Annotated in this window: 30 protein-coding genes and 2 pseudogenes; 11 read left to right on the forward strand and 21 right to left on the reverse strand. The window is 58.1% G+C overall.

Annotated features, from left to right (window positions below):
* Positions 1 to 79 precede the first annotated feature (79 nt).
* A pseudogene (locus DU505_RS13715) lies at positions 80 to 202 on the forward strand (tyrosine-type recombinase/integrase); the annotation flags it as partial.
* 223 nt (positions 203 to 425) lie between these two features.
* Here the strand turns inward: DU505_RS13715 and DU505_RS13720 are convergent.
* The 7 genes from DU505_RS13720 to DU505_RS13750 form a co-directional block, all read right to left on the reverse strand.
* Positions 426 to 1196 (reverse strand): NERD domain-containing protein, encoded by a 771-nt coding sequence (locus DU505_RS13720; protein WP_114479563.1) that lies wholly within the window; start codon positions 1194 to 1196, stop codon positions 426 to 428.
* A 236-nt stretch (positions 1197 to 1432) separates the two neighbouring features.
* A complete protein-coding gene (locus DU505_RS13725; protein WP_114479564.1) occupies positions 1433 to 1762 on the reverse strand; it encodes an antibiotic biosynthesis monooxygenase family protein in 330 nt (109 codons plus the stop codon).
* Between the two features lie 121 nt (positions 1763 to 1883).
* Positions 1884 to 2372: a DUF6653 family protein gene (locus DU505_RS13730; protein WP_245947948.1), complete on the reverse strand. Its 489-nt coding sequence runs from the start codon at positions 2370 to 2372 to the stop codon at positions 1884 to 1886.
* A 125-nt stretch (positions 2373 to 2497) separates the two neighbouring features.
* On the reverse strand, positions 2498 to 2986 hold the full coding sequence (locus DU505_RS13735) for a hypothetical protein (protein ID WP_114479566.1): 489 nt from the start codon (positions 2984 to 2986) through the stop codon (positions 2498 to 2500).
* Positions 2987 to 3051: 65 nt separating this feature from the next.
* Complete coding sequence (locus DU505_RS13740; RefSeq protein ID WP_114479567.1) at positions 3052 to 3555, reverse strand: DUF6622 family protein; 504 nt, start codon at positions 3553 to 3555, stop codon at positions 3052 to 3054.
* Between the two features lie 412 nt (positions 3556 to 3967).
* Positions 3968 to 4426 carry a general glycosylation pathway protein gene (locus DU505_RS22595; RefSeq protein ID WP_181872828.1) on the reverse strand — a complete coding sequence of 153 codons (459 nt, stop codon included), beginning with the start codon at positions 4424 to 4426 and terminating at the stop codon, positions 3968 to 3970.
* Positions 4427 to 4447: 21 nt separating this feature from the next.
* Positions 4448 to 4966 (reverse strand): DUF2141 domain-containing protein, encoded by a 519-nt coding sequence (locus DU505_RS13750; protein WP_114479568.1) that lies wholly within the window; start codon positions 4964 to 4966, stop codon positions 4448 to 4450.
* A gap of 514 nt (positions 4967 to 5480) precedes the next feature.
* Here DU505_RS13750 and DU505_RS13755 point away from each other — a divergent pair.
* Positions 5481 to 5918: a nuclear transport factor 2 family protein gene (locus DU505_RS13755; RefSeq protein WP_220250723.1), complete on the forward strand. Its 438-nt coding sequence runs from the start codon at positions 5481 to 5483 to the stop codon at positions 5916 to 5918.
* A gap of 396 nt (positions 5919 to 6314) precedes the next feature.
* On the forward strand, positions 6315 to 6521 hold the full coding sequence (locus tag DU505_RS13760) for a hypothetical protein (protein WP_114479570.1): 207 nt from the start codon (positions 6315 to 6317) through the stop codon (positions 6519 to 6521).
* Between the two features lie 20 nt (positions 6522 to 6541).
* Here the strand turns inward: DU505_RS13760 and DU505_RS13765 are convergent, their stop codons facing one another.
* The 10 genes from DU505_RS13765 to DU505_RS22600 form a co-directional block, all read right to left on the reverse strand.
* Positions 6542 to 7090, reverse strand: a complete 549-nt coding sequence (locus tag DU505_RS13765) for a dihydrofolate reductase family protein (RefSeq protein WP_114479571.1) — start codon at positions 7088 to 7090, stop codon at positions 6542 to 6544.
* 40 nt (positions 7091 to 7130) lie between these two features.
* Positions 7131 to 7718, reverse strand: coding sequence for a YdeI/OmpD-associated family protein (locus DU505_RS13770; protein WP_114479572.1), 588 nt, complete (start codon positions 7716 to 7718; stop codon positions 7131 to 7133).
* Positions 7719 to 7786: 68 nt separating this feature from the next.
* Positions 7787 to 8197 (reverse strand): fosfomycin resistance glutathione transferase, encoded by a 411-nt coding sequence (locus tag DU505_RS13775; protein ID WP_114479573.1) that lies wholly within the window; start codon positions 8195 to 8197, stop codon positions 7787 to 7789.
* 12 nt (positions 8198 to 8209) lie between these two features.
* The gene (locus DU505_RS13780; protein ID WP_245947950.1) at positions 8210 to 8485 is read right to left on the reverse strand and encodes a DapH/DapD/GlmU-related protein; all 276 of its coding nucleotides are present in this window, start codon (positions 8483 to 8485) and stop codon (positions 8210 to 8212) included.
* 41 nt (positions 8486 to 8526) lie between these two features.
* Positions 8527 to 8829 carry a GNAT family N-acetyltransferase gene (locus tag DU505_RS13785; RefSeq protein ID WP_114479574.1) on the reverse strand — a complete coding sequence of 101 codons (303 nt, stop codon included), beginning with the start codon at positions 8827 to 8829 and terminating at the stop codon, positions 8527 to 8529.
* Positions 8830 to 9212: 383 nt separating this feature from the next.
* Positions 9213 to 9845, reverse strand: a complete 633-nt coding sequence (locus tag DU505_RS13790) for an NAD(P)H-binding protein (protein WP_114479575.1) — start codon at positions 9843 to 9845, stop codon at positions 9213 to 9215.
* Positions 9793 to 10122: a helix-turn-helix domain-containing protein gene (locus DU505_RS23125; RefSeq protein WP_422667036.1), complete on the reverse strand. Its 330-nt coding sequence runs from the start codon at positions 10120 to 10122 to the stop codon at positions 9793 to 9795. The genes DU505_RS13790 and DU505_RS23125 overlap by 53 nt, the downstream gene beginning before the upstream one ends.
* Positions 10010 to 10555, reverse strand: a complete 546-nt coding sequence (locus tag DU505_RS22735) for a GlxA family transcriptional regulator (protein ID WP_220250727.1) — start codon at positions 10553 to 10555, stop codon at positions 10010 to 10012. The genes DU505_RS23125 and DU505_RS22735 overlap by 113 nt, the downstream gene beginning before the upstream one ends.
* A gap of 585 nt (positions 10556 to 11140) precedes the next feature.
* Entirely contained in the window at positions 11141 to 12514 is a 1374-nt protein-coding gene (locus tag DU505_RS13800; protein WP_245947952.1) for an alpha/beta fold hydrolase, read from the reverse strand.
* A gap of 395 nt (positions 12515 to 12909) precedes the next feature.
* The gene (locus tag DU505_RS22600) at positions 12910 to 13260 is read right to left on the reverse strand and encodes an aminotransferase class IV (protein ID WP_181872833.1); all 351 of its coding nucleotides are present in this window, start codon (positions 13258 to 13260) and stop codon (positions 12910 to 12912) included.
* Between DU505_RS22600 and DU505_RS23130 the strand changes: the two are divergent.
* Positions 13192 to 13736, forward strand: a pseudogene (locus DU505_RS23130) (helix-turn-helix domain-containing protein); the annotation flags it as partial. The gene DU505_RS22600 and the pseudogene DU505_RS23130 overlap by 69 nt on opposite strands.
* A gap of 691 nt (positions 13737 to 14427) precedes the next feature.
* Here DU505_RS23130 and DU505_RS13815 read toward each other — a convergent pair.
* The 3 genes from DU505_RS13815 to DU505_RS13825 are packed head-to-tail and all read right to left on the reverse strand — an operon-like array spanning position 14428 to position 17005.
* Complete coding sequence (locus DU505_RS13815; protein WP_114479577.1) at positions 14428 to 15615, reverse strand: MFS transporter; 1188 nt, start codon at positions 15613 to 15615, stop codon at positions 14428 to 14430.
* Between the two features lie 29 nt (positions 15616 to 15644).
* Positions 15645 to 16025 (reverse strand): carboxymuconolactone decarboxylase family protein, encoded by a 381-nt coding sequence (locus DU505_RS13820; RefSeq protein WP_114479578.1) that lies wholly within the window; start codon positions 16023 to 16025, stop codon positions 15645 to 15647.
* On the reverse strand, positions 16022 to 17005 hold the full coding sequence (locus DU505_RS13825) for an aldo/keto reductase (protein WP_114479579.1): 984 nt from the start codon (positions 17003 to 17005) through the stop codon (positions 16022 to 16024). The genes DU505_RS13820 and DU505_RS13825 overlap by 4 nt, the downstream gene beginning before the upstream one ends.
* 46 nt (positions 17006 to 17051) lie before the next feature.
* On the opposite strand from DU505_RS13825, the gene DU505_RS13830 reads away from it, so the two are divergent.
* From DU505_RS13830 to DU505_RS13855, 6 genes are all read left to right on the forward strand, one after another.
* On the forward strand, positions 17052 to 17993 hold the full coding sequence (locus tag DU505_RS13830) for a LysR family transcriptional regulator (protein ID WP_114479580.1): 942 nt from the start codon (positions 17052 to 17054) through the stop codon (positions 17991 to 17993).
* 235 nt (positions 17994 to 18228) lie between these two features.
* A complete protein-coding gene (locus DU505_RS13835) occupies positions 18229 to 18873 on the forward strand; it encodes a hypothetical protein (RefSeq protein WP_114479581.1) in 645 nt (214 codons plus the stop codon).
* Positions 18870 to 19643 (forward strand): AfsA-related hotdog domain-containing protein, encoded by a 774-nt coding sequence (locus tag DU505_RS13840; RefSeq protein ID WP_114479582.1) that lies wholly within the window; start codon positions 18870 to 18872, stop codon positions 19641 to 19643. The genes DU505_RS13835 and DU505_RS13840 overlap by 4 nt, the downstream gene beginning before the upstream one ends.
* Before the next feature lie 59 nt (positions 19644 to 19702).
* Positions 19703 to 20548, forward strand: a complete 846-nt coding sequence (locus tag DU505_RS13845) for a hypothetical protein (RefSeq protein WP_114479583.1) — start codon at positions 19703 to 19705, stop codon at positions 20546 to 20548.
* Positions 20549 to 20565: 17 nt separating this feature from the next.
* Positions 20566 to 20799, forward strand: coding sequence for a tautomerase family protein (locus DU505_RS13850; RefSeq protein WP_114479584.1), 234 nt, complete (start codon positions 20566 to 20568; stop codon positions 20797 to 20799).
* Positions 20799 to 21482, forward strand: a complete 684-nt coding sequence (locus DU505_RS13855; RefSeq protein ID WP_114479585.1) for an HAD family hydrolase — start codon at positions 20799 to 20801, stop codon at positions 21480 to 21482. Before DU505_RS13850 ends, DU505_RS13855 begins: the two co-directional genes overlap by 1 nt.
* 499 nt (positions 21483 to 21981) lie before the next feature.
* Here the strand turns inward: DU505_RS13855 and DU505_RS13860 are convergent, their stop codons facing one another.
* Positions 21982 to 22797: an aminotransferase class IV family protein gene (locus tag DU505_RS13860; RefSeq protein ID WP_114479586.1), complete on the reverse strand. Its 816-nt coding sequence runs from the start codon at positions 22795 to 22797 to the stop codon at positions 21982 to 21984.
* Positions 22798 to 22899: 102 nt separating this feature from the next.
* Here DU505_RS13860 and DU505_RS13865 point away from each other — a divergent pair, with 102 nt between their 5' ends.
* Positions 22900 to 23856: a LysR substrate-binding domain-containing protein gene (locus DU505_RS13865; RefSeq protein ID WP_114479678.1), complete on the forward strand. Its 957-nt coding sequence runs from the start codon at positions 22900 to 22902 to the stop codon at positions 23854 to 23856.
* Positions 23857 to 23868: the final 12 nt, after the last annotated feature.

Below are 23868 nucleotides of genomic sequence, written 5' to 3' on the forward strand. Positions count from 1 at the left end.
ACCGATGCCTCAAGCAGCTCAGATTGCAGTTGGGCGACATCTAGAAAACAGCGAGAATATTCATAAATATCGAAGCCAGGGAACCGACATCCGCACCGTTCAGGAATTGCTGGGGCACAAGAGCGTGGAAACCACTCAGATTTATACGCATGTGCTGGGCAAGGGCTTTGCCGGCGTGCGCAGCCCTCTGGAATCAGGGTAAGCGAGGAATCCGGGCACGCTACCGCCAGGGGATGCCGATCCTCAGCCCCCCTCCCTTGCGGTTATTGGCCGCCGACATGCTTCCATCGGGCTGATAACCCGCTACAAAACATGTGATTACATGCAGCTAACTAAATGAACCATCGGCATGTACAGCCGCATCTTGAGGAAAAGAGCCGAACGATGCGGGTCGGCATTGTGTCTCCCTCGCCTGATACCCAGCGCTATGCCACATCCTGCACCTCCCGGCACTTGGGATAGGCCGAACATCCCCAGAAACGGTTGCCGGCGTTGGCGCCCCGCTTCGACGTGCGTAGCACCATGCCGCTACCGCACTTCGAGCAGGTTCGTTCAGCGCTGGATTCGAAGCGGGCCTTGAGCTGTTTCACGTGCTGGCGGTGCGTTTCACGATTGGGCGCCAACCGGCCGGTTGTAATGCTTTCCAATACTTCCTGGACCTGAGAATCCGAGAGCACAGGCTCCCGGAACGACCTGATGTAGCGCACATAGCCGCCACCGATGGTGACGTTATCGGGCATCCTGGTCTTGAAGACAGCGCTGCCGGAGAAAACCACCAACGAGTGAATGGTGTGCGCCGGCACGTCGAGCAGGGCTTCCAGCGCTTTCACATGCTTGTAGTTCTGACGCAGCGGGTTCTGGAATTTGAACGACTTGCGGTAGATCTTCTGGGTCCACTGCGCCTGCCTTTCGCTGCCGAAGATCCAGCCCGTCATGTGCTTGGTTTCGATGACGAAGATGCCGTAGCGGGAGACGAGTACGTGGTCGATTTGGGTGGTGCCGTCGGGCGTGGGAAGCGTGACGTTGTGAACTCCCCGGTACTCTTCCGCCGGCAGCCGAACCTTGGCAATCAGTTTGACGAAGGCTTCGCCGAAGATGCCCTTGAACCAGCGAGACTTGATGATGCCGAGAAGCACGACGAGGGGAAGCACCCACCACAGCGGCCTTGCGGCTTCAAATATGATCGCGTAATCCAAGATGTCATCTCAGCTATGGGGAACGGCATCAGGCCTTTGCTTCAACCCGCTTAGTCCCAAGCTAACGTTTTCATACGTGTAAATCTACGTAACCAGCCTGAATTTTGACCTTGGTCGTGTCAGCAAAGGCAATGTCTTACACCGTGTAAGTCAATGCTTACTTGGCGTATCTCTCGTATGCGCTCTCGCTGCGAACGAGGCTCTTGGCGTAGCGCCCAGCACTTTGTCGGTTCCGATCAAACGCCGTACTCGCGCTCCACCCTGGCGACTCGCACCCGAAAGCTGGAGTACCATTGCTCGCGCCCCAGCCGTTGCGCCTCCTGGTGCTCAGCATTGCTCTTCCACTGCCGTATGGCTTCCAGACTTTCCCAGTAGGACACGGTAATGCCCAGGTTCTCCCTGGCGGACTCTATACCCAGAAACCCCGGCTGCGTTGCCGCCAGCTCCACCATACGCTCGGCCATTGCCGCATAGCCCTTGTCGTAGCCCTTGTCATCCGCAATGAGATGACTGCTGAAAATGACGGCGTAGTATGGCGGTGCAGGCGTGTTGGCAATGTCCGACATGGATTCCTCCAGTAACAATGTCTTTGAATAATGGCTTTCAGGGGTACTGTTGGAGCGCCTCGTTGCGTCGCGACTGGCGCCACCAGGCGCCTTGATTGTTGTTTGACGGTTGATAAGCGACTCAGTAGAGCCAACGTCGGTACTCGGGGTGGAGTTCGCACATATCCTGATAGAGCCAGACCATCCGGTCCAGGAACCAGAGCTTGCCCGCATAGATCAGTACCGAGCCCAGCAGCGTAGGCCAAAGCTGGAGGTTGTACAGCCCCCACGCGAGGAAGGGCAAACCCAAGGCTGCGATGGCGCTCAACAAGTGCAAAGCACGGCTGTGATGCGCCGGTATGGGAACCTGCCTGCGGTTCAGCCATACACGCTCGCCGAGGACGGCTTTCGAAGCCCAGTTCCTCGTAGATGCGGGAACGGGAAAGAGACGCGGGTTGAGCCACGTCCAGAGCAGCGCAAGAGCGAGTGGTACCAGTGCCCACCAGCCCAACCACACGCGACTCCAGATCGCGACCACGAGAAGAGGGAGGGCTGTGTTACGTGTCCAGACGCTCCAGGGGTTGGCGTGTCGCGCCCACGTCTGCTCGTTCATCCTGAACATGGCTGCCATTGCTCGCTCGTACGCCATAGCCCTCACAACCTCCAGATCTGCGAATCACACGCCTACTGACGGCAACGCTCGGCCGTCGCTTTCAGCGACCGCAGGGCTACGATTTAATGGCTTTGTCAAAGCCATTACGGGCGGCCTCTCAGCCTTGCAAGCAAATGTACCCACCACGAGGCATTAAATACCAGCGCCAACCCAATAAAAAGCTGAAACAGAAGACCCAGCGGCGACAAGACATGCACATACGACACTTCCATCGAGGACAGAAAGAAGCCAAGTGATCGCGGCAAATAGGCCAACGAAGTCACAATGAAATACACTCCTCCTAGCTGCAGCAGGAACGTCTGACTTCGGTCATCCGTAGCAGCACCGCTTCCGCCAGCTTCGTAAGCCAAGACGGATTTAGCCGCGAGCCATATCAAATATACAGCCATCAGCCCAACAACGATAAAACCGCCTATCATTGCAATGTAGACGTACCCTGGAATGATCTGCTCTTGGTACTGTTCCATGGTTGTGAGATACAAGACCAAGCTGGGTACATTGAGGATCACTTGGACCAAAAGCCATAGTGAGAATAACCGTAGTGCTATTGCCGTGACGTCTTTTGTGGTCATACTTTACCCTTAACGCTGAAGTTAACTCGCGGGCCAATGCATCCCGAATGTCAGTGTCACTCACTTCAGGTCCGAACCTGACTAAGCTGCGCAGCCCGCCACATCACCATCGCCCGCCCCAGGAACACGCCGCTGAACAGGCCATAGAGCAGGCTGACTGCGGCTGTGAACACCGCCGTGTCGGCGATGGGAAGCTGTCGTGCGCGTATCACTTCCACCGTGTACTTGGCGAAGAAGATCGCCAGCATGATGATCAGCGGTTGCCAACTACCCGGCAGGTGGAAGGCTTGACGTTCGGGAGAGAAGCGGACTCCCCTGGGGATGGCGAGCTTGAGATGAAGCGCCACGGAGAGCGTGACACCGAACGCCCAAAGGGTAAGACCGACAGGATCGGTGCCGAATGCGGAAACGACGCCGTATAACGCCAGGACGAGGAAGACCGCCGGCAGGATGGTGATGCTGCGTCGGCTGGCGGTGCGTTCTCGGCTTTGCCGATAGCCGGTGATGAGCAGCACGATAAAGAGCAGGAATACCCAGCGCGGCGTGTTTCTGATTATCTCGAAGAGCATGGCCGATTCCCTGGCGCCGATTTCGCCTCAGCATAGCGAGAGAAAGCCAGCCCCACCAGTCAGTGCTTACTAACCTGCCGTGGGTTACGGTAGCGCCGCTTGGCTCAGGCTCGGAACACGGGGGCTGATCTGAGCGTCATTACCGCAGCCCAAAACAGCAACAAGCCAATATTACCGGGCCGTACGGCCCGCTTCAGCTATTCATAATGACAGCGTAGCACTGCGCACTTGGAGATGGACGCAATGGCAATGAGGTGTGGCTGAGGCGTGATGTTGGTTTTGCCGTTAACAAGAGGAAGCCGCAGGGCTAAAAGCGCTGGCAGCCCAGTGGCTACCCCACTGACATTTGAGCGTGACATCTTCTGAACCAGGACTAATCCACACGAAACGACGAAGAACCTTTTGCACTCCTTTATTGGCCATCATCACGAGTTAACCTTTGATATACACCAAGACCGACCACCACCAAAATAGCTGAAACCAACAGTAAAGTAGGATAAATCAACGTAGTTATATCTTTTGTTCCAGCGTCGAACACGAAAACCAGGGATTCCAGGCTTATAGCTATTGCAATTATAACAAAAAATTTTAACAAAGCCTCTCTCTGTTTTGCGGGCGATTTTGTAGCACTGCTACTTAAAACCTCTTCCTCCAACATAAACTTGGATACATCAAAGACTGCCATTCCGATAACGATCAAACCGATGGAATTAAGAAGGGCTGCAACAAGTAAGGTTTTTTCGTGTAGCGAGAGCCATATATCCCATAAGGCAACGCCCATCATTGTGAGGCTGATAATACCTAGACTCAAGCTGATAAGCCCATAAACAGCGCGCCCTATTAAATCTGAAACACTCTTCAAATTATTCATGCTTTCTCCATGAAAAATTGCTCAGTAACTCAATCTAATTGACAGACCAACATTCCCCCCATCATACGAAAAACTGGCATCCTCGAACGAAGGTGCACTCATTGAGGCTTTTGCCCCGCTTGAAAAGCCGTAGCCTTCCGTGGGGACACCTATAAAGTTAGTGTTAAGCTTGCCGTCCATATTTTCATCATGAATGATGGCCAATGCATACGTTCCTGGCGGGATATCCAGAAAATAGCAACGCGCCTGCGTATCCTGAATTTTTATAAACATTATATTGGTTGCTGAGTGAAGAAATTCAGTAGGAAAACCCTCCGACGATTCGAAAAGCGCGCAAGCTATAGCTCCATCACTATTGCTAATGTTTGGAATATTAACGTGAATTCCGGGGCACTCTCCTTGGGCAAATACGATGACAGGAAAATTTGCAAGCATCATAACTGCCCACAATGCTACATACCGTAGACCCATGTTGAGGCGCGTCACAGGATAAAACACACTGGAACCCACCACGGATTTTTTATTAATTGAATCACTCATTACCTGCCTCCTCATAGCTGCGAACTATCTCACTGGATGCTCAGCAACATTGATGTCGATGGCTGTGCCGGCCAAGATTGCCGCCGCAGGCTAGCGACGGATTGTGAGACCTGAGACGGTGATGCTGCGTCGGCTGGCGGTGCTTTCACGGCTTTGCCGATAGCCGGGGATGAGCAGCACGATCAAGAGCAGGAATACCCAGCGCGGCGTGTTTCTTATTCTCTCGAAGAGCATGGCCGATTCCCTGGCGTCGATTTCGCCTCAGCATAGCGAGAGAAAGCCAGCCCCACCAGTCAGTGCTTACTAACCTGCCGTGGCTGACGGTAGCGCCGCTTGGCTCAGGCTCGGAACACGAGAGATGATCTGAGCGTCATGCCTGCTGCCCAAAACAGCAACAAGCCAATAGTACCTGGCCGCACTGCCCGCTTCTCAATTTGGGGGCAATAAACGGATAGTCGCTCCCTCGGCAGGGCCAGTATCTTCTTATCGTCATTCATATACAGCCGGGGGTACTATGAAAACCAGTCAAGAAGAATCACTTTCTACTATGCAGATGCTCGAAAGAATGTTCCAAGCGGAGATGGCTTTTATGGAATCGGAGCCAAAGGATATTTGCATACTAGCGAATGCTTTCCACCCGAATGTTGTCGTCCACGAGCCGACCTCTCTCCCGTACGCAGGCGACTGGATAGGCTTGGAAGGCATCGCCGGGTTGATGCAGAAAATGAGCAGAGAATTCAGCAATGTGTCAGTGGAGGACCTGAACTACGCCGGTTCCCCAGCCAAGTTGTACGTGGCTTGCACCTTGCATCTGACAGCCCGAGCGACTGGAATGTCAATTACTCAGCCATTTTCACAAATATTGAGATTTGAGAACGGTTTGCTGATTGAAGGTACACCCTTCTATTTCGATACGACGGAAATCGACGCCATTTTGAAGCAGCGTCCCTGAGGGTGGAAGATTCAGTGCTCGGGAGAGAAGCGTTCTTGTCTGGGAGGGGCAAGCCCATTGAGCCCCGACAACACCGGCAGGATGCCAACCACATAACAGGCAAAGGCCACGGCGTGGCCCCACGCCAGCGCCGCTGTGCCCTTCCAAGGCCTCGCAAAAAAATCCTCAAGAATGGTATGGGCAAGCCGATAAACTTTATACTAGGCTAAATGCAACTTAATGTTACCAAATGCACGCTTAGTGTATCCTAGTGGCGGTGGCACCGGCAGTGGCTAATGGATGCAGAGGCGCTTTGGCACCATGAAGCCCGCCGAGCAGACGAGATCAAAGCCGAGCGCAAGCGCGCTGTAGTGAACTGGAGAATCCTGGCGTTGATGCGCCAGTGGAGGTGACGCCATGAACTGGACCAAACTCCCTGACAACTGGTGGTGCAACGAGTTCGGCGACCAGATCCACCGCTACGAGATCCTGGATGACGAGGACCGATGCCAGATCGAGTACCACCTCCGCCACGCAGGGGAGCGTCTGCCTTGGAGTGGCAAAACCCACACATTGGCCGAAGCCCAGCGTCAGCTGGAGCACAGCCGGATGTCGATGACCTGAAAATCAGCGTTTCCTCTGGCTCACGGCACCCTGTAGCACAGCTCCGCGAAACCCGTGCCCACCTGACGGACGGAGACCAGCTCCAGCGGCGGGTTGGTGATGCGGCGTGGAAACAGCGGCTTGCCGCTACCCAGGGTGACCGAGCCCACCTGCACGAGGATTTCGTCCAGCAGGCCGGCGTCATGGAACTGGCCGGCCAGATCGCCACCGCCCACGATCCAGAGGTTCTTCCCCCCTGCCGCTTGCGTCATCTCGGCATGAATGGGCGCGACGCTGCCCTGAACGAAGCGAATATCCGCGCCTTCGATGCTCGGTAGCTTGCGGCTTGTGAAGACCCAGGTTGGCTGCGTATAGGGCCATGACGAGCCGGTTTCCTCGGCGACTTTTTCCGCATGACGCAGTATCCACTCATAGGTGGTGGAGCCCATGGCTAGCGCCCCAACCTCCGCGAAGAAGGCTGAGTAGCTCGTATCGTTGATGTCTCCCAGCGGGAAGAGCCAGTCCAGGGAATCGTCTTCGGTAGCGATGAAGCCGTCGAGGCTTGTGGCCGTATAGTACTGTGTCTTCATGGTATTCGGCTCCGATTGATCAGGCACTCTTCCGGCTGCCTCAGCGACCGTTCAGTCCCTTCCCCTCGAGAATGCTCGACACGCACTTTTCGATCCTCGATGTTCGCGTGCTGGATTGTTTGGCACCGGAGAAATGGAGGATATAACCCCTTTGCCGCCCTGGTGTAAGCGCTTCGAAAGCAGCTTTCAGTTCCGCGTTGCCATCCAGCGCCACCTGAAACTCCTCGGGATATTCCAGCTCATGCTTCTCCTTGAAATCTACCGTCAGGCCGGCCTTCTCCACGTCGATGGCTTCATGAAGATAGGCTTTTAATGTGGGCGTCAAGGCATCGATTTCTTGCACCTGGGTAAAGCGAACCTGACGCATCGCCTGAGAATTCTCTCCCGGTGCAACGAGAATGCCTTCGGGGTCCTTCAACAAGCTCCCCTTGAAGAAACCGAGCGCGCAATATGCCTTCATTGCAAAGATCACTGCCACGTTGCTGTCCTGAAATGAGTAGCAGAGTTTGCCCCACTTCACGTCCTCGTCCAGCTCGCAGTCAAGCAGCATGGCTCGCAGTTTCTTTCTCTCCTCCTGCCACTCGGTCTTGTTCAAGAGCGCTTCGACTTTTGGATTTGTTGTTTTCATTGCCTCTCTTCTCTTGGTCAATGGAATGAGCGCCACCCCAGTCAGTGCTTACTTACCTTCTAACCCTCTCAAACGTACCACTCCAATCCTTCATAGAGGCTTTTGCGCAGTTCCGCCAGCCGACTTTCGAGATTGCCCGAGTGGATTTCTAGCTTGTGGCCATCCGGATCGAGGAAGTACAGGGAATCGCCTTCGCTGCAGTTTTCCTTCCAGATCGTTGTGCCCTGCTCGCGAATCGCCTCGCTGCATACGGCAAAGGCTTCCGCATCGACGCTGAAGGCCACGTGGGTGTATTCGGGCAATGGACCGGAGCGCGTCTCGTCGTCGAGTGACAGGCAGATCCAGTCGTCGCCGGCCAGCAGGTAAGCCCCCTGCGCCCACTTCACGATCGGCTCGAGGCCCACTACGCGTGTGTAGAAGGCGAATGAGCGTTCGAGATCACGCACCGCAAGCGTCAGATGGTTGATGCCGGTGACCATGCCTCGCTCCTTTCAGCGGGATGCTTCATTCTCGAGAGAACGTATCACCCGGCAGGGATTGTCGCCGGCAAACACATCCTCGGGGATATCCTTGGTCACCACGCTGCCGGCGCCGATGACCGAGCGGGCACCGATGGTGACACCGGGGCATAGAATCGCCCCGCCGCCGATCCAGACGTCGTCGCCGAGGGTGATGAGCTTGGCGGCTTCCAGGCCGCCGCGGCGCTGCTCGGCATCGCGCGGGTCGTAAAGCTCATCGGCCAGCATTTTTTCCTTTTCCGTACGCATCGTTGCCTCATGCTTGATGGCGGCCCGAAGGAGTGGACCCTTCATAAAGACTTCGACAGCCAGTGAGAGAAGTTCTCGTAGCCCAAATCCCTATAAAAACCCACGGCTCTGGTATTGAAGGCCATCACTTCCAGCTTGATATCTTGTGCACCTTTCCCTTTCGCGTATTCCTCAGCCACGGCCATCAATTTTCGACCCAGCCCTTTGCCACGATAGTGTTCGGTGATCACTATCGTGGCAATGTGTCCGCGCGGCCGGGAAGTGAGAAACGGGTACGGCACTGAGCTTGATACAACCACAGCCACAGCACCAATCAAGAAGCCATCTTTGTCTGCAGCGGCCATCCTAAGCCGGGCCACTTTTCCTCAAGCGTTTAATGGCAGTGAACCACACCCGTTCTATTTTCCATATGGCAACATTGCCCAGGCGGCGAACTCTTCCGGCAACCACCACCATGAGCAAGAGCTGCGCTACTAAAAACCATCAGCGCCACCGCAACGATTATTATTTTCATGTTTTCTTCACCGCGCCCTGCGATTTTTGGTAGGCACCGGGCGCATCAGTACCTAACATTGATTAGCTTATTCTACTCCCGTGCAGGAAGCTTTAGCCAAGAGAACCAAACCTGGGCGCCTATCGGCGCCAGTCGCGACGCAAAGTCGGAACGCCGAACCGGGCGCTCCGACAGCGGTGTTTTCTGGCAAGGAGACGAGCTCATCGCGCCCGATCAGCGCAGAGCTTCAGCCATATCGCGCTGGCCATCGAGCAGAACGAATTCGCGGTCGACCAGCTCCCGTGCCTGTATCAGGTGCAGCAGGGCATGGGCGACGTTGGCACGCGAGGCTTCGTTGTTGCCACCAGCTTCCTCTAGTGAGGTGGCCACCCGTTGCGTAGCCGGCTCGTCGGTCAGGCGCCCGGGCTTGAGGATCACATGCGGCACCCCGGCCAGGCGCAGATAGGCATCGGCAGCGAACTTGGCGGCCATGTAGGGGCGCAGTTTTTCGGGGGCGTCCAGCGGGTTCTCTGCACGCATGGCACTGACCATGAGGAAGCGCGATACGCCTTTCTCGCTGGCAAGCGCAGCGGCACGTATGGCGCCGTGAAGATCGATCAGCAACGTCTTGTCGGGGCCGGTATGGGGGCCAGAGCCAGCGGTGAAGACTACCTGGTCGCAACCGTCGAAGGCGTGCTCGAGATCGCCTTCAAGGTCGGCGATCACGGTGTCGATGTCACGCTCCTGGAACCAGGATTGCTGTCCGGGATCGCGAATCATCGCCCGAATGGGTTCGCCTGCCTGCTCTGCCAGCTCACAAAGCTGGCGGCCGATCTGGCCATTGGCACCGATGATCAGTGTGGTCATGAGCCCTCCTTTTGCTCTCGCTTTTAGCAGGATAGCAGCTGACGAAATGGGCGCCGAGCCATCTGCCGGCGCTGGGCGATAGCCCTACGATGCGCGTGAACACCTTGCGGAAGGCGCCGGGGTCGCTATAGCCGACTTCCCAGGCCACGCGGTCAATGGAGGCGTTACCGAACTGCAGCAACTCGCGGGCACGGCCCACCCGCAGCCAGGGTGGGCAGTGCCACATCCTTGGCCTGGGTCGCCTGCAGCCAGTGCTGTACCTTGAGCACTGCCGCATCACCGTGCGTCAATCGAGGGGAAAACACACTGTAGTAGCGCCGTTCCCGGCCGGGAGGATCGACCAGCAGCATGCGTGCCGTCTCGATCATGATCGTGGGGCCCAGCAGCCGATCCACAAGCCTTAGCCCCAGATCCGTCCAGGCCATGAGCCCTCCGGCCGTAATGACATCACCATCGTCGATGATCAACTGGTCCGCATCCACGTGAACGTCGGGATAGCGCTGCTGCAGCAATTCGGCATAGGCCCAGTGGGTTGTCATCTTGCGGCCCGCCATCAGGCCGGTGGCCGCCAGCGGAAAGGCGCCGGCGCAGACCGACCCCAAGGCGACGCCATCCGCATGGCGTTCGCGCAGCCACTCCGACAGCGACAGGACGTCATCCGCCCCGACCGGCTCGCTCAGCGCAGGTGGAAGGATCAGTGCCGACAGCACGGAGGGAGCCTCAGAGCCACTATCAAACTCGGAACCACTATCGAAAATACGTTCCGGTGCTGCCTCGGCATTGCTCTGTTGCCAATGCGTCACCCTCAGTGGCGACTCGGATTTCTGAAGATGGGACGAGGCCATACGATTCGCAACACCGAACAGATCGGACAGGTCCAGGACAGCCGCCTGCTGTGCCCCTGGATACAGCACGAGACCTATCTCGATCGTCTGCGGTTGCTCCATATATACCTATGGCCTTCTCGTTGTAATCGGTAGTGCCACAGGTTATGGCTCCCAACGTTTTTCAATCAGATATTCCGGAGGGGGCCATCCGAAGCCGGGCCACCTTTTATGCTATATCAAGCGCCAGGCAGCGTCATCGCTCCCGTTACCGGCTTCCACGGATCAAGTCGCTCAGCCCCAGGAAGCCAATGAGGCGGCTAGCCTTTCCGACGCCCCCGCGAGTGCTTACTTACCCGCTAACTCTGAGTGTTGCTGGCTTCTTCTATCAAACACGGCCGCAAGATAGCGCCCGCCGGCCTGGCATTGGTCCCAGACCGGCGGGTGCTGTCTGCAAAGCAGTCGGCCCCGCTATTGCGGCGGCTCGATCACCCAGGGCTCCAGCTCCACCTCGTTCCTGCAGCTGTCATCGACAGGCTCGTTCGGGGCGTCGAGAAAGGCATTGATCATGGTGGAGCGACACTCATTGACAGGGTTGTGCCCCAGCCCTTGATACTCGACGTACTGCAGGTTGGGCATGGTCTTGCGAACATGCTCGCTCCAGCGCGTGCCGCAGCAGGGGTCCATCTGGCCATGGATGGCCAGGGCCGGGGTATCCGATACTGGCGGATCGTTATGTTCCGCGGGCACGTTACCGTCTTCACCCCACCAGCCGCATACCCACGGGGGCTCGAAGCCCAGAATCGCCGGCTCGGTCTGCACCGCGGCGATCGAGTCTTCGCGGGTGGGTCGATTCGGGCCCATGTCGTTGCACACATGGGCGAGGAAGTAGCCCAGTGCATAGTTGGGGGCTTCCGGTTCGGGGTCGTACGCTTCGATGAGGAAGAACGCCTCTAGCCGCGTGTAGTCGCCCGCCTGGATGTCGGCAAGCAGGCTGGGCAGATCAGCATAGGCCCCGGGCAGCATCAGGTAGAGCGTGTCAAGGAAGGCGGCTCCGTCGAAGTAGAGCGTTTCGCCATCGCCGGCCTCGCCCCCGACATCGACCACGTAGGGCCTGCCGTCCAGGGTGCGCCGTGCCCGATCGACCGCCAGCATCCAGTTGGGCAACATCTCGCGGCACGCCTCGTCCTCGGCGGCGCACAGCGCCAGCGTATCGGTGAAGGTCTGCTTGGCGGTGTAGAACTCATCCACGGGCGCTCGATTGCGCAAATGGTTGAACCAGGGCCAGCCAAGAACCGCGGCGCGAATGCTGTCCGGGTGGTACTGGATGAAGGAGAGCACGGTGCCGCTGCCCGTCGAGGAGCCGAAGGCGTCAATGACGTCGTACTCCAGCAGCTGACGTATCTCGTCGACGTCACGCGCCACGGCATATTGATTGTACTGGGCGACGTCGATGCCCTCGTCGGTGAGCTTCTCGTAGCACGCCTCCACCTCGCTGGTGATCGCTTCCAGGCGCTCCATCGGATTCAGCGACGAGGCAATCGCCGGTGTGTGGATGATGTTGTGGTAAGGCGACACGGCCGCGTAATCAGGGCACTCCAGCGCCGGCTCGCTATGGATAAAGCCTCGGTGATCCATGGTCACCAGCGTGCGGTTGCCGATATCCTTGCGCAGCTGTTCCATGTAGTCGCGCAGGCCCAGCGAAGAGTAGCCCGGCCCGCCAGGGAAGAAGAACACCGGCACCTCTTCCGATTCACCGCTTTCCGGCTCGATCACTGCCACCGGCACCTGGATCCGATTGTCGCCGGGTTCGTCCCAGTTTTCGTGGCCGTAAAGGTGTAGCAATCGGCGCCCAGCTCTGTGAGCGCTTCGGTAACGCACTCTGTGGATTCCAACCGCGGTATTGTGTCCGACTCATTGGATTGGGCATGAGCGGTGGAATGTGCGATGAACAACGTAAGCGAGAGAGCACCTGTCAGGAACCATCCGCGGGGGCGGTCGTACTGCCAGGGAGGGGTAGTCATGAGATGCCTCCATCACGGTTATTCTTGCTGTTATCGGGGCTTGCCGATTCAAGCTAGTTAGCCGCCATGGGGGCGTCAAACGGCGATGTGGGGCCCGCTCTCCGCCAGTGGCGCTAGAACCCAGGCGCCTGGCGGCGCCAGTCGCGACGTAAAGTCGGAACGTCGAACCGGGCGCTCCAACAGCGGTATTCTCTGGCAAGGCGATGAGCTGCCTCATCATGGCGACTCGAGCGGCTCGGCCTGATAAGCCTCGTGCAGCAGTTCTAGAAAGGTCGGCTCCACCGGCACCGATACCGGGCCGATCCGATGAACGGCAATACCCGGTGTCCAGGAGTTCATCACCACGGCCCCTTTCAGCGAGGAGAGATCCGATAGTGTTACCGCCTGCGTGCGCTGGGCAATGCCAAGACGCTGCAATTGGGCTCTTCGTCGTTGGGTGTGGAATTTGGCCCCGGGGTTGAGCCACGATAGAGCCTCCACGACGACAGGAGGCATGACATGGACGGTACCCAGATTCTGACCCTCGGCCTGGGCCTTGAAGCGCCCTGGATTCTCAAGGACCAGCACCTGGATACCTCCGTATCACCCCATCGCCTGGACCTCTATGTCGAGGCCAAGCGAGGCAGCCTCCACCCCTGCCCGGAGTGCGGCAAGGCCTGTCCAGCTCACGACTTCGCCGATAGGACCTGGCGGCACTTGAACTTCTTCCAGCACCACTGCTATCTGCATGCCCGGGTGTCGCGCACCAAATGCCCGGAGCATGGCGTCAAGCGCATCGAGGTGCCTGGGCACGCCCTGGCAGCGACTTCACTCTGCTGTTCGAGCAGGCCGCCATGTCGCTCGTCAAGGAGATGCCGGTGCTGGCCGTCTCCCGTCAGTTGAAGATATCTGACAAGCGTCTGTGGCGCATCGTGCACCACTACGTGGGGCGCATGCTGGGTGAGCTGGCTCTGTCCAGCGTGGCCACCGTCGGCGTGGATGAAACGGCCTCCCGACGCGGTCAGCGCTATGTCACGGTCTTCCTCGACAGATCGGCAGCCCAGTAGGACGGCTGATCGATCAGGCCAAATCCACATGAAACGTCGAATAACCTTTTTCATGCCCCCTGTGGGCCGCGCACCGGCCGGGCTTGCGCGCAATAGCAATCGGACAGCTGTTTATCTTTCCAACCTTCGCCCACGTGACCATCGAGACACCGGTTGATCAGTACATCACGTGGACGCAGCGACCGGACGCGAATGTCCTGGTAGCCCCATCCCCAGTAATGGTATCCATGGCGGTGTTCATTACCCTGGCGTTATCTCTGTGCACCGGCCTGGCGTTCGCCTCCACCCTGAGCGATACCAACGACGACGGACGCCGTCAAATATCGGCACGCCTCCCACTGACAGTGAAACGAAGCACACGGCATGAGGCACAACGATCTTCGGAAACATGCTCGATAGTCGCACTTCGCCCTCGGAAGGATAAGAAATCCAACGGCCTGTGTGCCGATAGCAGGAAGCGGCTCTGCCTCAAATCACCGAGGTGGCGCCGGCGCGGCCGACCCGTTCCCAAGGCGACCCTGCACCAGGGCAATCCGGTCGACAACGTGCTTGCCGCGTAGCGCCTTGGACCTCTCGGCCACCACGAAGCCCTGGTCACGGCTAGCGTCCGGGGCCGCGGCGAACTAGGGGGCAATAAACGCGGCAGGCCAGCAAGGCTGGCCCACCGCTTTGCCAGGATGGACTTGACCTATTCCGCCGAGGCAGGTACTCCCGCAGGGCCAGAAATCAGTGCGATAGTGGCGGTACCCAGCACAGTCGCAACGGCGGCAATCAGAAAGATTTCATCGAGCCCAGACATCGACAGCACGATAGCGCCAAGCACCGCGCCAAGACCTATCGCCGCATTAAAGATGGCGACATAGATTGCAGAGGCCGGCAGGGCGTCATCACCAGCTTCCTTGAGGATCCAAGTCTGGAATCCCACCAAAACAGCAGCGATGGCTCCACCCCAAAGGATCAGCATAAGCGTCGTGCCCCACAGGCCCATTACATCCGACATCGTCGACAGCAGCCACAACACCGCCGAAGCCAGGCAGAGGGCTACCACCAGAACCGATTTGAGCCAGCAGTCGATCAGGCTACCGGTCACCACATTGGCTGCCAGGCCAGCACCACCAAATGCAAGGAGTAGCGGCGCGATCACTGATGGCGTGATATCGCTTTGCGCGGCAAGGTAGGGCTCAATGTAGGTGAATGCCATGAAATGGGAGGTGACCACAAGCGCAGTGGCGGCAAAGATGCCAAGGAAGCGCGGGTTCGACAGAACGCGCCCCATGGCAGCGACACCGACACCTTCGACCCCTGGCAACTTAGGCAAGGTGGTGAAGCACACCGCAGCGACGCCAAAGGACAATGCCGCGACAGCAGTAAAGGCGGCACGCCAGCCATCGAGGGTGCCAATCAGATTGGCCAGCGGTACACCTAGGACGCTGGCAGCTGAGACACCGCCGAAGATGATCGACGTGGCCAGGCCAACGCGATGGGGCGGCACGATCTGCGCGCCAATGGTACCGATCATTGCCCAGAAGGCGCCATGCGCCAGCGCACCGATCACGCGCGCCCCCATGAGCGCAGGGAACGTCTCGGCCATGGCGGCAACTCCACTGGATAGCGCCAGGATTAGCATCAGAGCCACCAGGAGTGGACGCCGTGGCATGCGGGATAGCACGACAGCAGAAAACAGCGCCGCAGCGACAGCGATCCAGGCATAGAGAGTCACGATCAGCCCCGCCTGCGAGGTAGGCACCCCGAAATCACTCCCGATATTAGAGAGCAGCCCGATCGGCGCCAGCTCCGTGGTAACGATAGTGAAACAACCGACGCCAAGGGCCGTTACGGCAACCCAGTCGCGCCAGGTCGTTTTTTGTGCAGACATGTCAACCTCCTTTTGCTCTGGCCGTCGAACTAGACGGACGTGAAGGCGGATTTCGCCGCTGTGATGGCATTCATCGATGCAGGGATGCCCGCATAGACCGCCACCTGCAGGACGATCTCGACAATCTCTTCGCGAGTCACCCCGGTATTCAATGCGGCGCGCATGTGAAACTCGAGCTGGCCAGGGGCCGTCCCCATTGCAGCCAGCATAGCGATGGTGAGCATTTCCCGGGCCTTCAGTGGTATCCCTTCACGGGCCACCACGTCGGTAAACGCGAACCCCAGCAGTATCTCGGTCGCATCGCCATGAAACCCATCGAGGTTTTCCGCAACGCGTTCAGGTGCGCCTGGCTCGAGCCATTCGAGTAGGGCTAACGCCTGGGTGCGACGATCAGTGGGTGTAGCACTCATACGTTCACCCCTTTCATGCCTTCCGAGGTGTAGCGTTCGCCTACCACCGGCAGCAACGCCGTGGCCGTTCCGAGTTGCCGCTGCTCCTCGACGCTAAGCCTGATATTCGCTGCGGCGACATTCTCTTCGAGGTAGTGCAGCTGCTTGGTGCCTGGGATCGGCACGATGTCGGGCCCTTGTGCCAAGAGCCAGGCCAGCGAGAGCTGGGCCGGAGTGCAGCCCTTCTGCTCGGCCAGTTCGGCGATCACGTCGGCGATCCGACGGTTGGTACCAATCGCCTCCTCTGCGAAACGCGGCAGATGGGCACGGAAGTCACCATGGTCGAGCTCGGCGGTGTCCTGAAACCGACCGGTCAGGAACCCGCGGCCGAGTGGAGAATAGGGTACGAAGCCGATACCCAACTCACGGCAGGTTGGCAGCACCTCCTGCTCTACTTCGCGGGCCCAGAGCGAATATTCGGTCTGCACCGCGGTGATCGGGTGTACCGCATGAGCCCGGCGCAGCGTTGCGGCGCTGACCTCACACAGGCCAATGCGGGCGATCTTGCCTGACTGGACAAGTCGCTCGAGTCCGCCAATCGTCTCTTCGATCGGTTCTTCGGGATTGATGCGATGGACGTAGTAAAGATCGATTTGCTCAACACCGAGCCGGCGAAGCGAAGCTTCACAGGCCTTGCGTGCATAGCCAGCACTGTTTTCCAAGCTACGCTTGTATTCCCCGGGGTTGCGTACGATGCCAAACTTGCTCGCAATACGAACCTGAGCCTTGTTGCGCGCCAGAAAGCTACCGATCAGTTCTTCGTTGTGATGCGGCCCGTACATGTCTGCCGTGTCGAAAAAGTCGACACCAAGCTCGACGGCCCGCTCCAGCACGCGTAACGACTCACTGTCATCGCGGGGCCCATAAAACTCGCTCATCCCCATGCAGCCCAACCCGATGGCCGAAACCGAGAGGTCGTTGCCAAGCGTTCGTTTTTCCATGTCTGCCTCCTTGATGATTCGGACTGCAGCGTGACAGAATCGAAAAATGGAAAAAACGAACGATACTGGCAAAAGGATTTCCATTATCGGAAACGATATGCGCCGGGGCTTGGTCTGGGACGACACCCGCGCATTTCTTGCCGTGGCGCGCCGCGGTACGCTGAGCGCCGCTGCGGTGGAGCTCAATCTGGGCATCGCGACACTCTCACGGCGTATCGAGCGGCTCGAGGCTGCACTGAATCTCCCACTCTTCGTACGCCAGCAATCGGGCTACCAGTTGACCGAGGACGGTGCCGATCTCATAGAGAAAGCCGAAGCCCTGGAAGCGGCTGCGCAAGCCTTCACCTCGGGCGCGGACACTCAAGCGCAGATGAGTGGCCAGGTGCGCCTGGCCACGGCCGAAAATCTGGCTACCGAGTTGATAATGCCGGCGCTCCCGGAGTTTCGTGCGCAATACCCCGAGCTGTTGGTTGAAGTCGTGACCGACATCTCGACCACTAACCTACATCGACGAGATGCCGATCTTGCGGTGCGGATGGTCCGACCCGAACGGGGGAATGTCACGCTACGCCGTCTCGGCACCTTGGGGTACGGGCTTTATTGCAGCCCCGACTACGCGTCACAGCGCGAGGCCAACCCCGACCTGGGCGACTATGACACGGATGCCTTCATCACCTGGGGCGAGATGCAGTCGCACCTGCCTGCCGCACAATGGGTGGAGCGAATCCTACGTGGGCGCAAGCCCGCGCTGACCACCACCTCACTTGCCGCACAGGTGGCGGCAGCTAAGGCGGGGCTCGGGCTTGCGGTGCTACCTCACTTCATCGCTCGCGATGTGGGGCTGTTCTGCGTTGCCTCGGACATCGGGGTCGACCAGCCAATCTATCTCGTCATCCAAACAGACCTTGCAAGATCGCGGCGCATCAGAGCACTGGCCGACTTCCTCACGGACCTGGTGATCCGAAATCGCGAGCGGCTGAGCGGGTAAGCGACGCACCGGTCTCCCCAGCCCGCCCTCCTTCCTACCCCTTGATTTGGCTGCTTATGGCTGTCAGCCATTAATATTTTCCATTTCTGGAAATCAAATTAAGGGAATTTGCTAAAGACTGCCCTTTCTGAAAGTCGCAACCTGTCTCTGGCGACTCGACGGAATTGACGAGTTTCAGCATTCAATTCCCGTTGAGTGCCCCACTTAGCTGAAACGATTCGTCATGGAGAGACTTATGCCTTCTCAAATCCTCTTGATTTCCAGGTACTCCGTCAAACCCGGTCAGGCAGAAACACTCGCCACCACGCTAGGCGAGAGTGAAGTGTCTCGCATCTTTGTCTCACTCGACGAGGCCGAGGTGGTAGAACTTCGGGCGCTCGAAGCCAAACTCGAACTTAGCGCCTTGACTGCCACAACCATGCCGGTTGCGCAGAACGTCGCAGAGCATCTCGTCGGGGACGTACGACGTGAGCTGCTGGATTTCGTTGAAGCACCGAAGGATATCGCCACACTGCTGCCGGCAACCCCCTACATCCAGTTACGACATGTCGAGGTCAAGCCAGAGGCGATGGACGGGTACCGGCAGTGGCGCGAAGAGACGATCTTCGACGTGGTGCGCAGTGCAGACGAGGTTCAAGTCTTCCTAGCGTATCACTCAGTGGTCAGCGGACAGCCCGGTGTGATGTTCGTCTCAGGATTCTCAGCGGACCCGGAAAGCTACAACGCGGTGTTTGCCTCGGATCGCTATCGCGAAATCGTCCAGCAGGCTGGCGACCGATATATCACCGGTGGCTCAGACGGTCTTTACACTAAGATCTACCGGGCGCTACCCCACTTGGGGCCTAACGGGAACTGGCAAACTTCTAGGAGATTCTCATGAACTGCGAAACTTTAATTCTTGTTTCGGACAAGTTTGTCGACTTTACTGCCGACAAGAAGGCCATAACTGTGAGTCAGCTCAACGCTATGCTCGAAGTTCCCGAGCATATTATTCCCGGGACACTGAAGCTGATACCGGGTTTGGGCATCTCAGATAACGATATAGTAGAGCTAACCACCAAGATCAATGCTCAGCACACCTCATCGCATCGCTGGGACGTTTCCGCACTCGCATCCCGCCCTCGCCCCGCCAAGCCTTGCCTATCCCACAAGCGACTCCCCCACAACACGTTAATAGGCGCTCCGCATCAGCTGGACGAGAACCGTTTCCGAATGGATCTCTGCATCGACGAGAATTCCGAGCTGATGAGGGATCACCAGACTGGACAGCACGTTCAGGGTATGGTGTTGGTCGAGGCGTCACGCCAAGCTTTCCTGGCAGTGACTGAAGCCTTCTTTCAAGATGAGGGCGAGGATAGTGCCTACTTTGTCATCAACTCCATGACAACTGAGTTCATGGGGTTCGTCTTCCCGATCCGCTCGCATATTGATTACCGGGTAGTCTCGAAGGACATCAACGAACGCCGCAAAAAATTCTCAGTGGAGATCGAGATCATCCAGGGTGGAGAGATACGCACGAGATCTACTATCTCATTCACGGTCTATCCCAACCGGATCATCTCGGAGCGTGAGGCTGCTCTGGCGAGAGACGCGGTCAAGGTGTTCCTTAGCGAGTTCCAACAGCCGGCCTCGACCGTCGTCGCGGAGTGAGATGCTTGAATGCCGCAGGTCGGGGCCCTGTATCCCGACCCATTCGTGAGAAGGCCAGGATGCAAAAACAGACCTACGAGCTCGACCTAACGACGCAAGGCCCCCTATACCCACCCAGTGAGGTAATGGACGAAAACGGTAATTTTATCGTCATCGGCGCTATCAACCGCCCCACTGCTGAAGGCGGGTGCGAGACTCGATGGGGCCGCGCGATCGTCTCAGCGAATAGTGTGGTACCGCCTTTCGGCTGCATGACGCCCTACGAGATCGTCGAAAGCTTCGATGACCCTATACCCGACCACATTGCGGGCAAGGTGCTACACACACTGCCATTGCCTCTACCGTGTACCAACTACCCGATGCTCTTCGCACCAGAGCAATACCCTCACGCCATTTCCGATAGCCGGCCGAGCTTTGCTTTTCATGAGGTTCCGATTCCCGACTTGAGGCCAGAACATGGCCGTCAGCTGCAGGGCCCTGTGACCCTAGCAGTTTGGACACGTGCCCGAGGTGAGCTCACCGTTGAGCTGGTAGAGAACCGGCGCGCCGGTCGCTTCTCCTTCCGGTTTGAAGGGTTACTACCGCGCTCACTCTATACAATCATGAGCCTGCGTAAGCATGACCTAAACCCCGCTAGGCCAACACGCCCCGGCCCACTGGGTGTGCCCAATGTCTTCGTGACCAACTACAAGGGGGCTGCGCAGTATGACGTCGTTCTGCCGAATCCGTTCCCATCGCCAGACACCGCGGGTGCGAATCGTATCGTCAATGTGGTGGTACTTTGGATGAGCTATCAGATGAGCCACGGGGGTGCGATTGGTCGCTATGGGCTGGGCGGGGACATCCATGCCCAACTTAAATTTCGAAAGCCAATGTTCGACGACTTCATCACTACTCAAGCCTGATATAGGGAGGAAATACTATGCCTATTATTCATATCTCCACTTTCAAGATGGCAGATCAGGAGAAGGCCCAGTCGCTTCTCGAAGAGGTTACCGCCGCGATGCACCGTGTCACTGGAGTTCCGCTCGATAAGATAAGTGCCTACCTGACCGAAGTCGAGCCGTACCGATGGACTGATGCAGGAGTGTTGGGCTCCGATCCCACCTTCCAGACCCGAAGTCGTCGAAAGTCTTATGACGAGGAGACAGAATAATGAAAAACGAACTCCGATTTGCTTTTTTCGACGTTGACGACACCCTAATCCATATAAAAAGCATGTTCGACTTCTACCACTTCTGGTGTTACGAAGTTTGGCATCGCCCTCAGTTACACGATGACTTCGAGGCTGCATTCGCCCGCATGTTTTCAGAGGGTCGTACCAGGGAGGAACTCAACAGCGCTTATTACCGTTATTTCACAGGAGTCGTCCCACAATTGCTCGACAGTGCCGGGTCGGATTGGGCGACGGATCGTCTGGCGCGTCCAGAGGACCTCTTCGTCGCGCCAGTGGTAGAAGAACTGCAGCGGTTGCAAGGCGAAGGGGTCATTCCAGTTTTCGTTTCGGGCTCTTTCAATGCCCTTCTCGAACCAATAGCGCGTACACTGGAAGTTCCTCATATTCTTGCAACTAATCTCGAAGTTGGAGAAGACGGACTATATACCGGCAACATTATGGCTCCGCAGACTATTGGCATGGGAAAAGCCTTAGCAGTTCAGGGCTTTCTTCAGCACCATGTCGCATCTCCGAGCCGCTGTTATGCATTCGGTGATGATCTTTCAGATCTGCCCATGCTTAATGTCGTCGGCCACCCGGTCGCAGTAGGGACCGGCACCATCCTAGCCGAGCGCGCAGCCACTGCAAACTGGCCAGTCATCGCAACCTCAGAGCTTTCATAAGGGCTTTGCGCCGAGTCCTTCGAGTCGAAACACACTACAAGCTGCAGGGTCGAACGAGATCCTGCAGCTATTCCTTGCTGCGCCACTCTGTGCGACATAAGGATGCCAAGTCTAACTGAATCCGTGAGACCGGCCCCTTGGAAGTCTTCTAACACACTGATCCAAATGGCAATATAGCCACAATCGCCGTTTACCCAGACAGTGCCATGCCCAATGTCAAATTCCGCGCCAGTCGCGACGCGGAGTCGGAACGCCGAACCGGGCGCTCCAACAGCTGATTTATCCTGCCACTGCAGGCATTTACCATCTTGTAGGAGGAAGCTTCAGCTCCGGTCCGACGCATCGGCGACTGGAGGCTGAAAGCCTCCCGGCGGTGTTGCCTGCGATGGCAATAATCACGGACCTTGGCAGCCTCCGCCAAGGCGCCTTCCGGCGCCAGTCGCGACGCGGAGCGGCGCTCCAACAGCGGTATTTCCTGGCAAGGAGATGAGCTGCCTCATCAGGGCGACTCGAGCGGCTCGGCTTGATAGGCCTCGTGCAGCAGGGCGAGAAATTCCGGCGCCTCCGGCAGCGATACCGGGCCGATCCGGTTGACGGCGATGCCAGGCGTCCATGAGTTCATCACCACGGCCCCTGTCAGCGAGGATAGATCCGATAGTGTTACCGCCTGGGTACGCTGGGGAATGCCAAGACGCTGCAGTTGCCGACGCACAATGCCCATGGTGGTGCCCAACAGCATCTCCGCCTGCGGCCATACCACGGCGGCACCATCCCAGAAGGCGAGGTTCCAGATCGTGCCTTCGCTGAGCCGCCCTGCCCTATCCAGAAAAGCTGCATCGTCGTAGCCCTGCTCGACGGCCTTGCGCAAGTAGTAGGTCTTGGCCACCTCCCCCACGTGCTTCACGGCTGGTAATTCACGCTCGTACTCGAACGTTGCCAGCGCCAGCGGACCCTGCGGGCCCGACGAAGGCGGTGCCGTGCGCACCAGAACCTCAGGAATTACCTCAGGGCCAGCTACAGTAAACTCCCCCGCAGGCGAATACAGCGTGGCCAGAAGCGAGAGATCGGCAGGGCCGGCCTCCACTGCCTTTCGCAAATAGCGACGGATCTTGTCGTCGGCAATCGCCTGGCCAAACAGCTCTCGCGATGCAAAGCGCAGCCGTTCCAGATGCAGATCGAGGCCACGGATCTTGCCGCCACGTACCTGCATGGCCGTGAAGTGAGCGTAGCCCGCGAAGGCAAGCGGCGAGAGTTCGCTTGCCGTGGCCTCAAGGCCATTTCGCTGCACCACGTAGGTTTCCCGGTTCGTCGTCATATCGCCGCTCCATATTTCCAAGGTTCGCTTGATAGTGCTTCGTTGACACCTCCTTGGGAAACGAGTACTTCTCGATAAACCATCAAATTTGGCTTGAAGATCATGAGCAAGCGACTGCTGCCTGGCACCCGGGCACTGAGAACTTTCGAAGCCGCCGGCAGGCACTTGAACTTCACCCGCGCAGCGGAGGAAGTGGGGCTGACGCCTGCTGCGGTCAGCTACCAGATCAAGGAGATGGAAGGGCAAATGGGTATGGAGCTGTTCGTCCGCTCCAGTCGCAGCATTCGGCTCACACCTGCTGGAACGATATTTTTTGAGGCCGCAGGTGATGCATTGGAAACCCTGCAGCGTGCTGCGGGGCGTGCACGCAAGATGGCTCGCGGCTCATCAGTGCTACGCCTCTCGCTCGGGGCCAGGTTCGCAACGAACTGGCTGCTGCCCCGCCTCTCCCGCCTCAGGGAGGCCGTTCCATCCCTGGAGCTGACATTCGACATTACCGATGAGGTCAGGGATTTCGAACTCGATGACGTGGACGTCGCCATTCGATTTGGTAGCGGTGGGTACCTCGGCACCCGATCGGCTCGCCTGTTCGAGACAACGGTGGTGCCCGTCTGCAGCCCGGCACTGCTCGAGGCCGGTCCCGATCTGAAGGCACCCAGGGACCTGCTGAACCACACACTGTGTCATGTAGATTGTCATGTCGGCGGCCAGGCCTGGCCGAATTGGCCCATGTGGATGGCGGCGGCTGGCATCGACGATTTCGACCCCAGCCACTGCGTGGCCTTCTCCGAGGCGAGCCATGTCGTGCAAGCCGTGCTCGAAGGCGGCGCCGTGGGCCTTGCCGAACCGGCCATGATAGAGAGCGAGCTCCGCCAGGGCCGCCTGGTGACGCTGTTCGACATAGAACTCGCAGTGATGCCGGCGTTTGCCTACTACCTGGTCTATCCCGAAAGCGGCCAGTTCGACCCGCGCTTATTGGCATTCAGGCAGTGGCTCCTTGACGAAGCGCACGCTTCCAGCGGTGGAGCAGTCGGCGTTGGCGCGCCGGCGGCTGTCTGACTGGAAGCCCCT

The organism is Billgrantia montanilacus, from assembly GCF_003336675.1.
Taxonomy (GTDB): Bacteria; Pseudomonadota; Gammaproteobacteria; order Pseudomonadales; family Halomonadaceae; genus Halomonas; species Halomonas montanilacus.

Bases quoted from the DNA above. Each gene is read 5' to 3' on its own strand.
- DU505_RS13725 (WP_114479564.1), bottom strand. From the start codon at position 1,762: ATGTCGGACATTGCCAACACGCCTGCACCGCCATACTACGCCGTCATT.
- DU505_RS13730 (WP_245947948.1), bottom strand. From the start codon at position 2,372: ATGGCAGCCATGTTCAGGATGAACGAGCAGACGTGGGCGCGACACGCC.
- DU505_RS13735 (WP_114479566.1), bottom strand. From the start codon at position 2,986: ATGACCACAAAAGACGTCACGGCAATAGCACTACGGTTATTCTCACTA.
- DU505_RS13740 (WP_114479567.1), bottom strand. From the start codon at position 3,555: ATGCTCTTCGAGATAATCAGAAACACGCCGCGCTGGGTATTCCTGCTC.
- DU505_RS22595 (WP_181872828.1), bottom strand. From the start codon at position 4,426: ATGAATAATTTGAAGAGTGTTTCAGATTTAATAGGGCGCGCTGTTTAT.
- DU505_RS13750 (WP_114479568.1), bottom strand. From the start codon at position 4,966: ATGAGTGATTCAATTAATAAAAAATCCGTGGTGGGTTCCAGTGTGTTT.
- DU505_RS13755 (WP_220250723.1), top strand. From the start codon at position 5,481: ATGAAAACCAGTCAAGAAGAATCACTTTCTACTATGCAGATGCTCGAA.
- DU505_RS13760 (WP_114479570.1), top strand. From the start codon at position 6,315: ATGAACTGGACCAAACTCCCTGACAACTGGTGGTGCAACGAGTTCGGC.
- DU505_RS13765 (WP_114479571.1), bottom strand. From the start codon at position 7,090: ATGAAGACACAGTACTATACGGCCACAAGCCTCGACGGCTTCATCGCT.
- DU505_RS13770 (WP_114479572.1), bottom strand. From the start codon at position 7,718: ATGAAAACAACAAATCCAAAAGTCGAAGCGCTCTTGAACAAGACCGAG.
- DU505_RS13775 (WP_114479573.1), bottom strand. From the start codon at position 8,197: ATGGTCACCGGCATCAACCATCTGACGCTTGCGGTGCGTGATCTCGAA.
- DU505_RS13780 (WP_245947950.1), bottom strand. From the start codon at position 8,485: ATGCGTACGGAAAAGGAAAAAATGCTGGCCGATGAGCTTTACGACCCG.
- DU505_RS13785 (WP_114479574.1), bottom strand. From the start codon at position 8,829: ATGGCCGCTGCAGACAAAGATGGCTTCTTGATTGGTGCTGTGGCTGTG.
- DU505_RS13790 (WP_114479575.1), bottom strand. From the start codon at position 9,845: ATGACCACACTGATCATCGGTGCCAATGGCCAGATCGGCCGCCAGCTT.
- DU505_RS23125 (WP_422667036.1), bottom strand. From the start codon at position 10,122: ATGCGGCAGTGCTCAAGGTACAGCACTGGCTGCAGGCGACCCAGGCCA.
- DU505_RS13815 (WP_114479577.1), bottom strand. From the start codon at position 15,615: ATGTCTGCACAAAAAACGACCTGGCGCGACTGGGTTGCCGTAACGGCC.
- DU505_RS13820 (WP_114479578.1), bottom strand. From the start codon at position 16,025: ATGAGTGCTACACCCACTGATCGTCGCACCCAGGCGTTAGCCCTACTC.
- DU505_RS13825 (WP_114479579.1), bottom strand. From the start codon at position 17,005: ATGGAAAAACGAACGCTTGGCAACGACCTCTCGGTTTCGGCCATCGGG.
- DU505_RS13830 (WP_114479580.1), top strand. From the start codon at position 17,052: ATGGAAAAAACGAACGATACTGGCAAAAGGATTTCCATTATCGGAAAC.
- DU505_RS13835 (WP_114479581.1), top strand. From the start codon at position 18,229: ATGCCTTCTCAAATCCTCTTGATTTCCAGGTACTCCGTCAAACCCGGT.
- DU505_RS13840 (WP_114479582.1), top strand. From the start codon at position 18,870: ATGAACTGCGAAACTTTAATTCTTGTTTCGGACAAGTTTGTCGACTTT.
- DU505_RS13845 (WP_114479583.1), top strand. From the start codon at position 19,703: ATGCAAAAACAGACCTACGAGCTCGACCTAACGACGCAAGGCCCCCTA.
- DU505_RS13850 (WP_114479584.1), top strand. From the start codon at position 20,566: ATGCCTATTATTCATATCTCCACTTTCAAGATGGCAGATCAGGAGAAG.
- DU505_RS13855 (WP_114479585.1), top strand. From the start codon at position 20,799: ATGAAAAACGAACTCCGATTTGCTTTTTTCGACGTTGACGACACCCTA.
- DU505_RS13860 (WP_114479586.1), bottom strand. From the start codon at position 22,797: ATGACGACGAACCGGGAAACCTACGTGGTGCAGCGAAATGGCCTTGAG.
- DU505_RS13865 (WP_114479678.1), top strand. From the start codon at position 22,900: ATGAGCAAGCGACTGCTGCCTGGCACCCGGGCACTGAGAACTTTCGAA.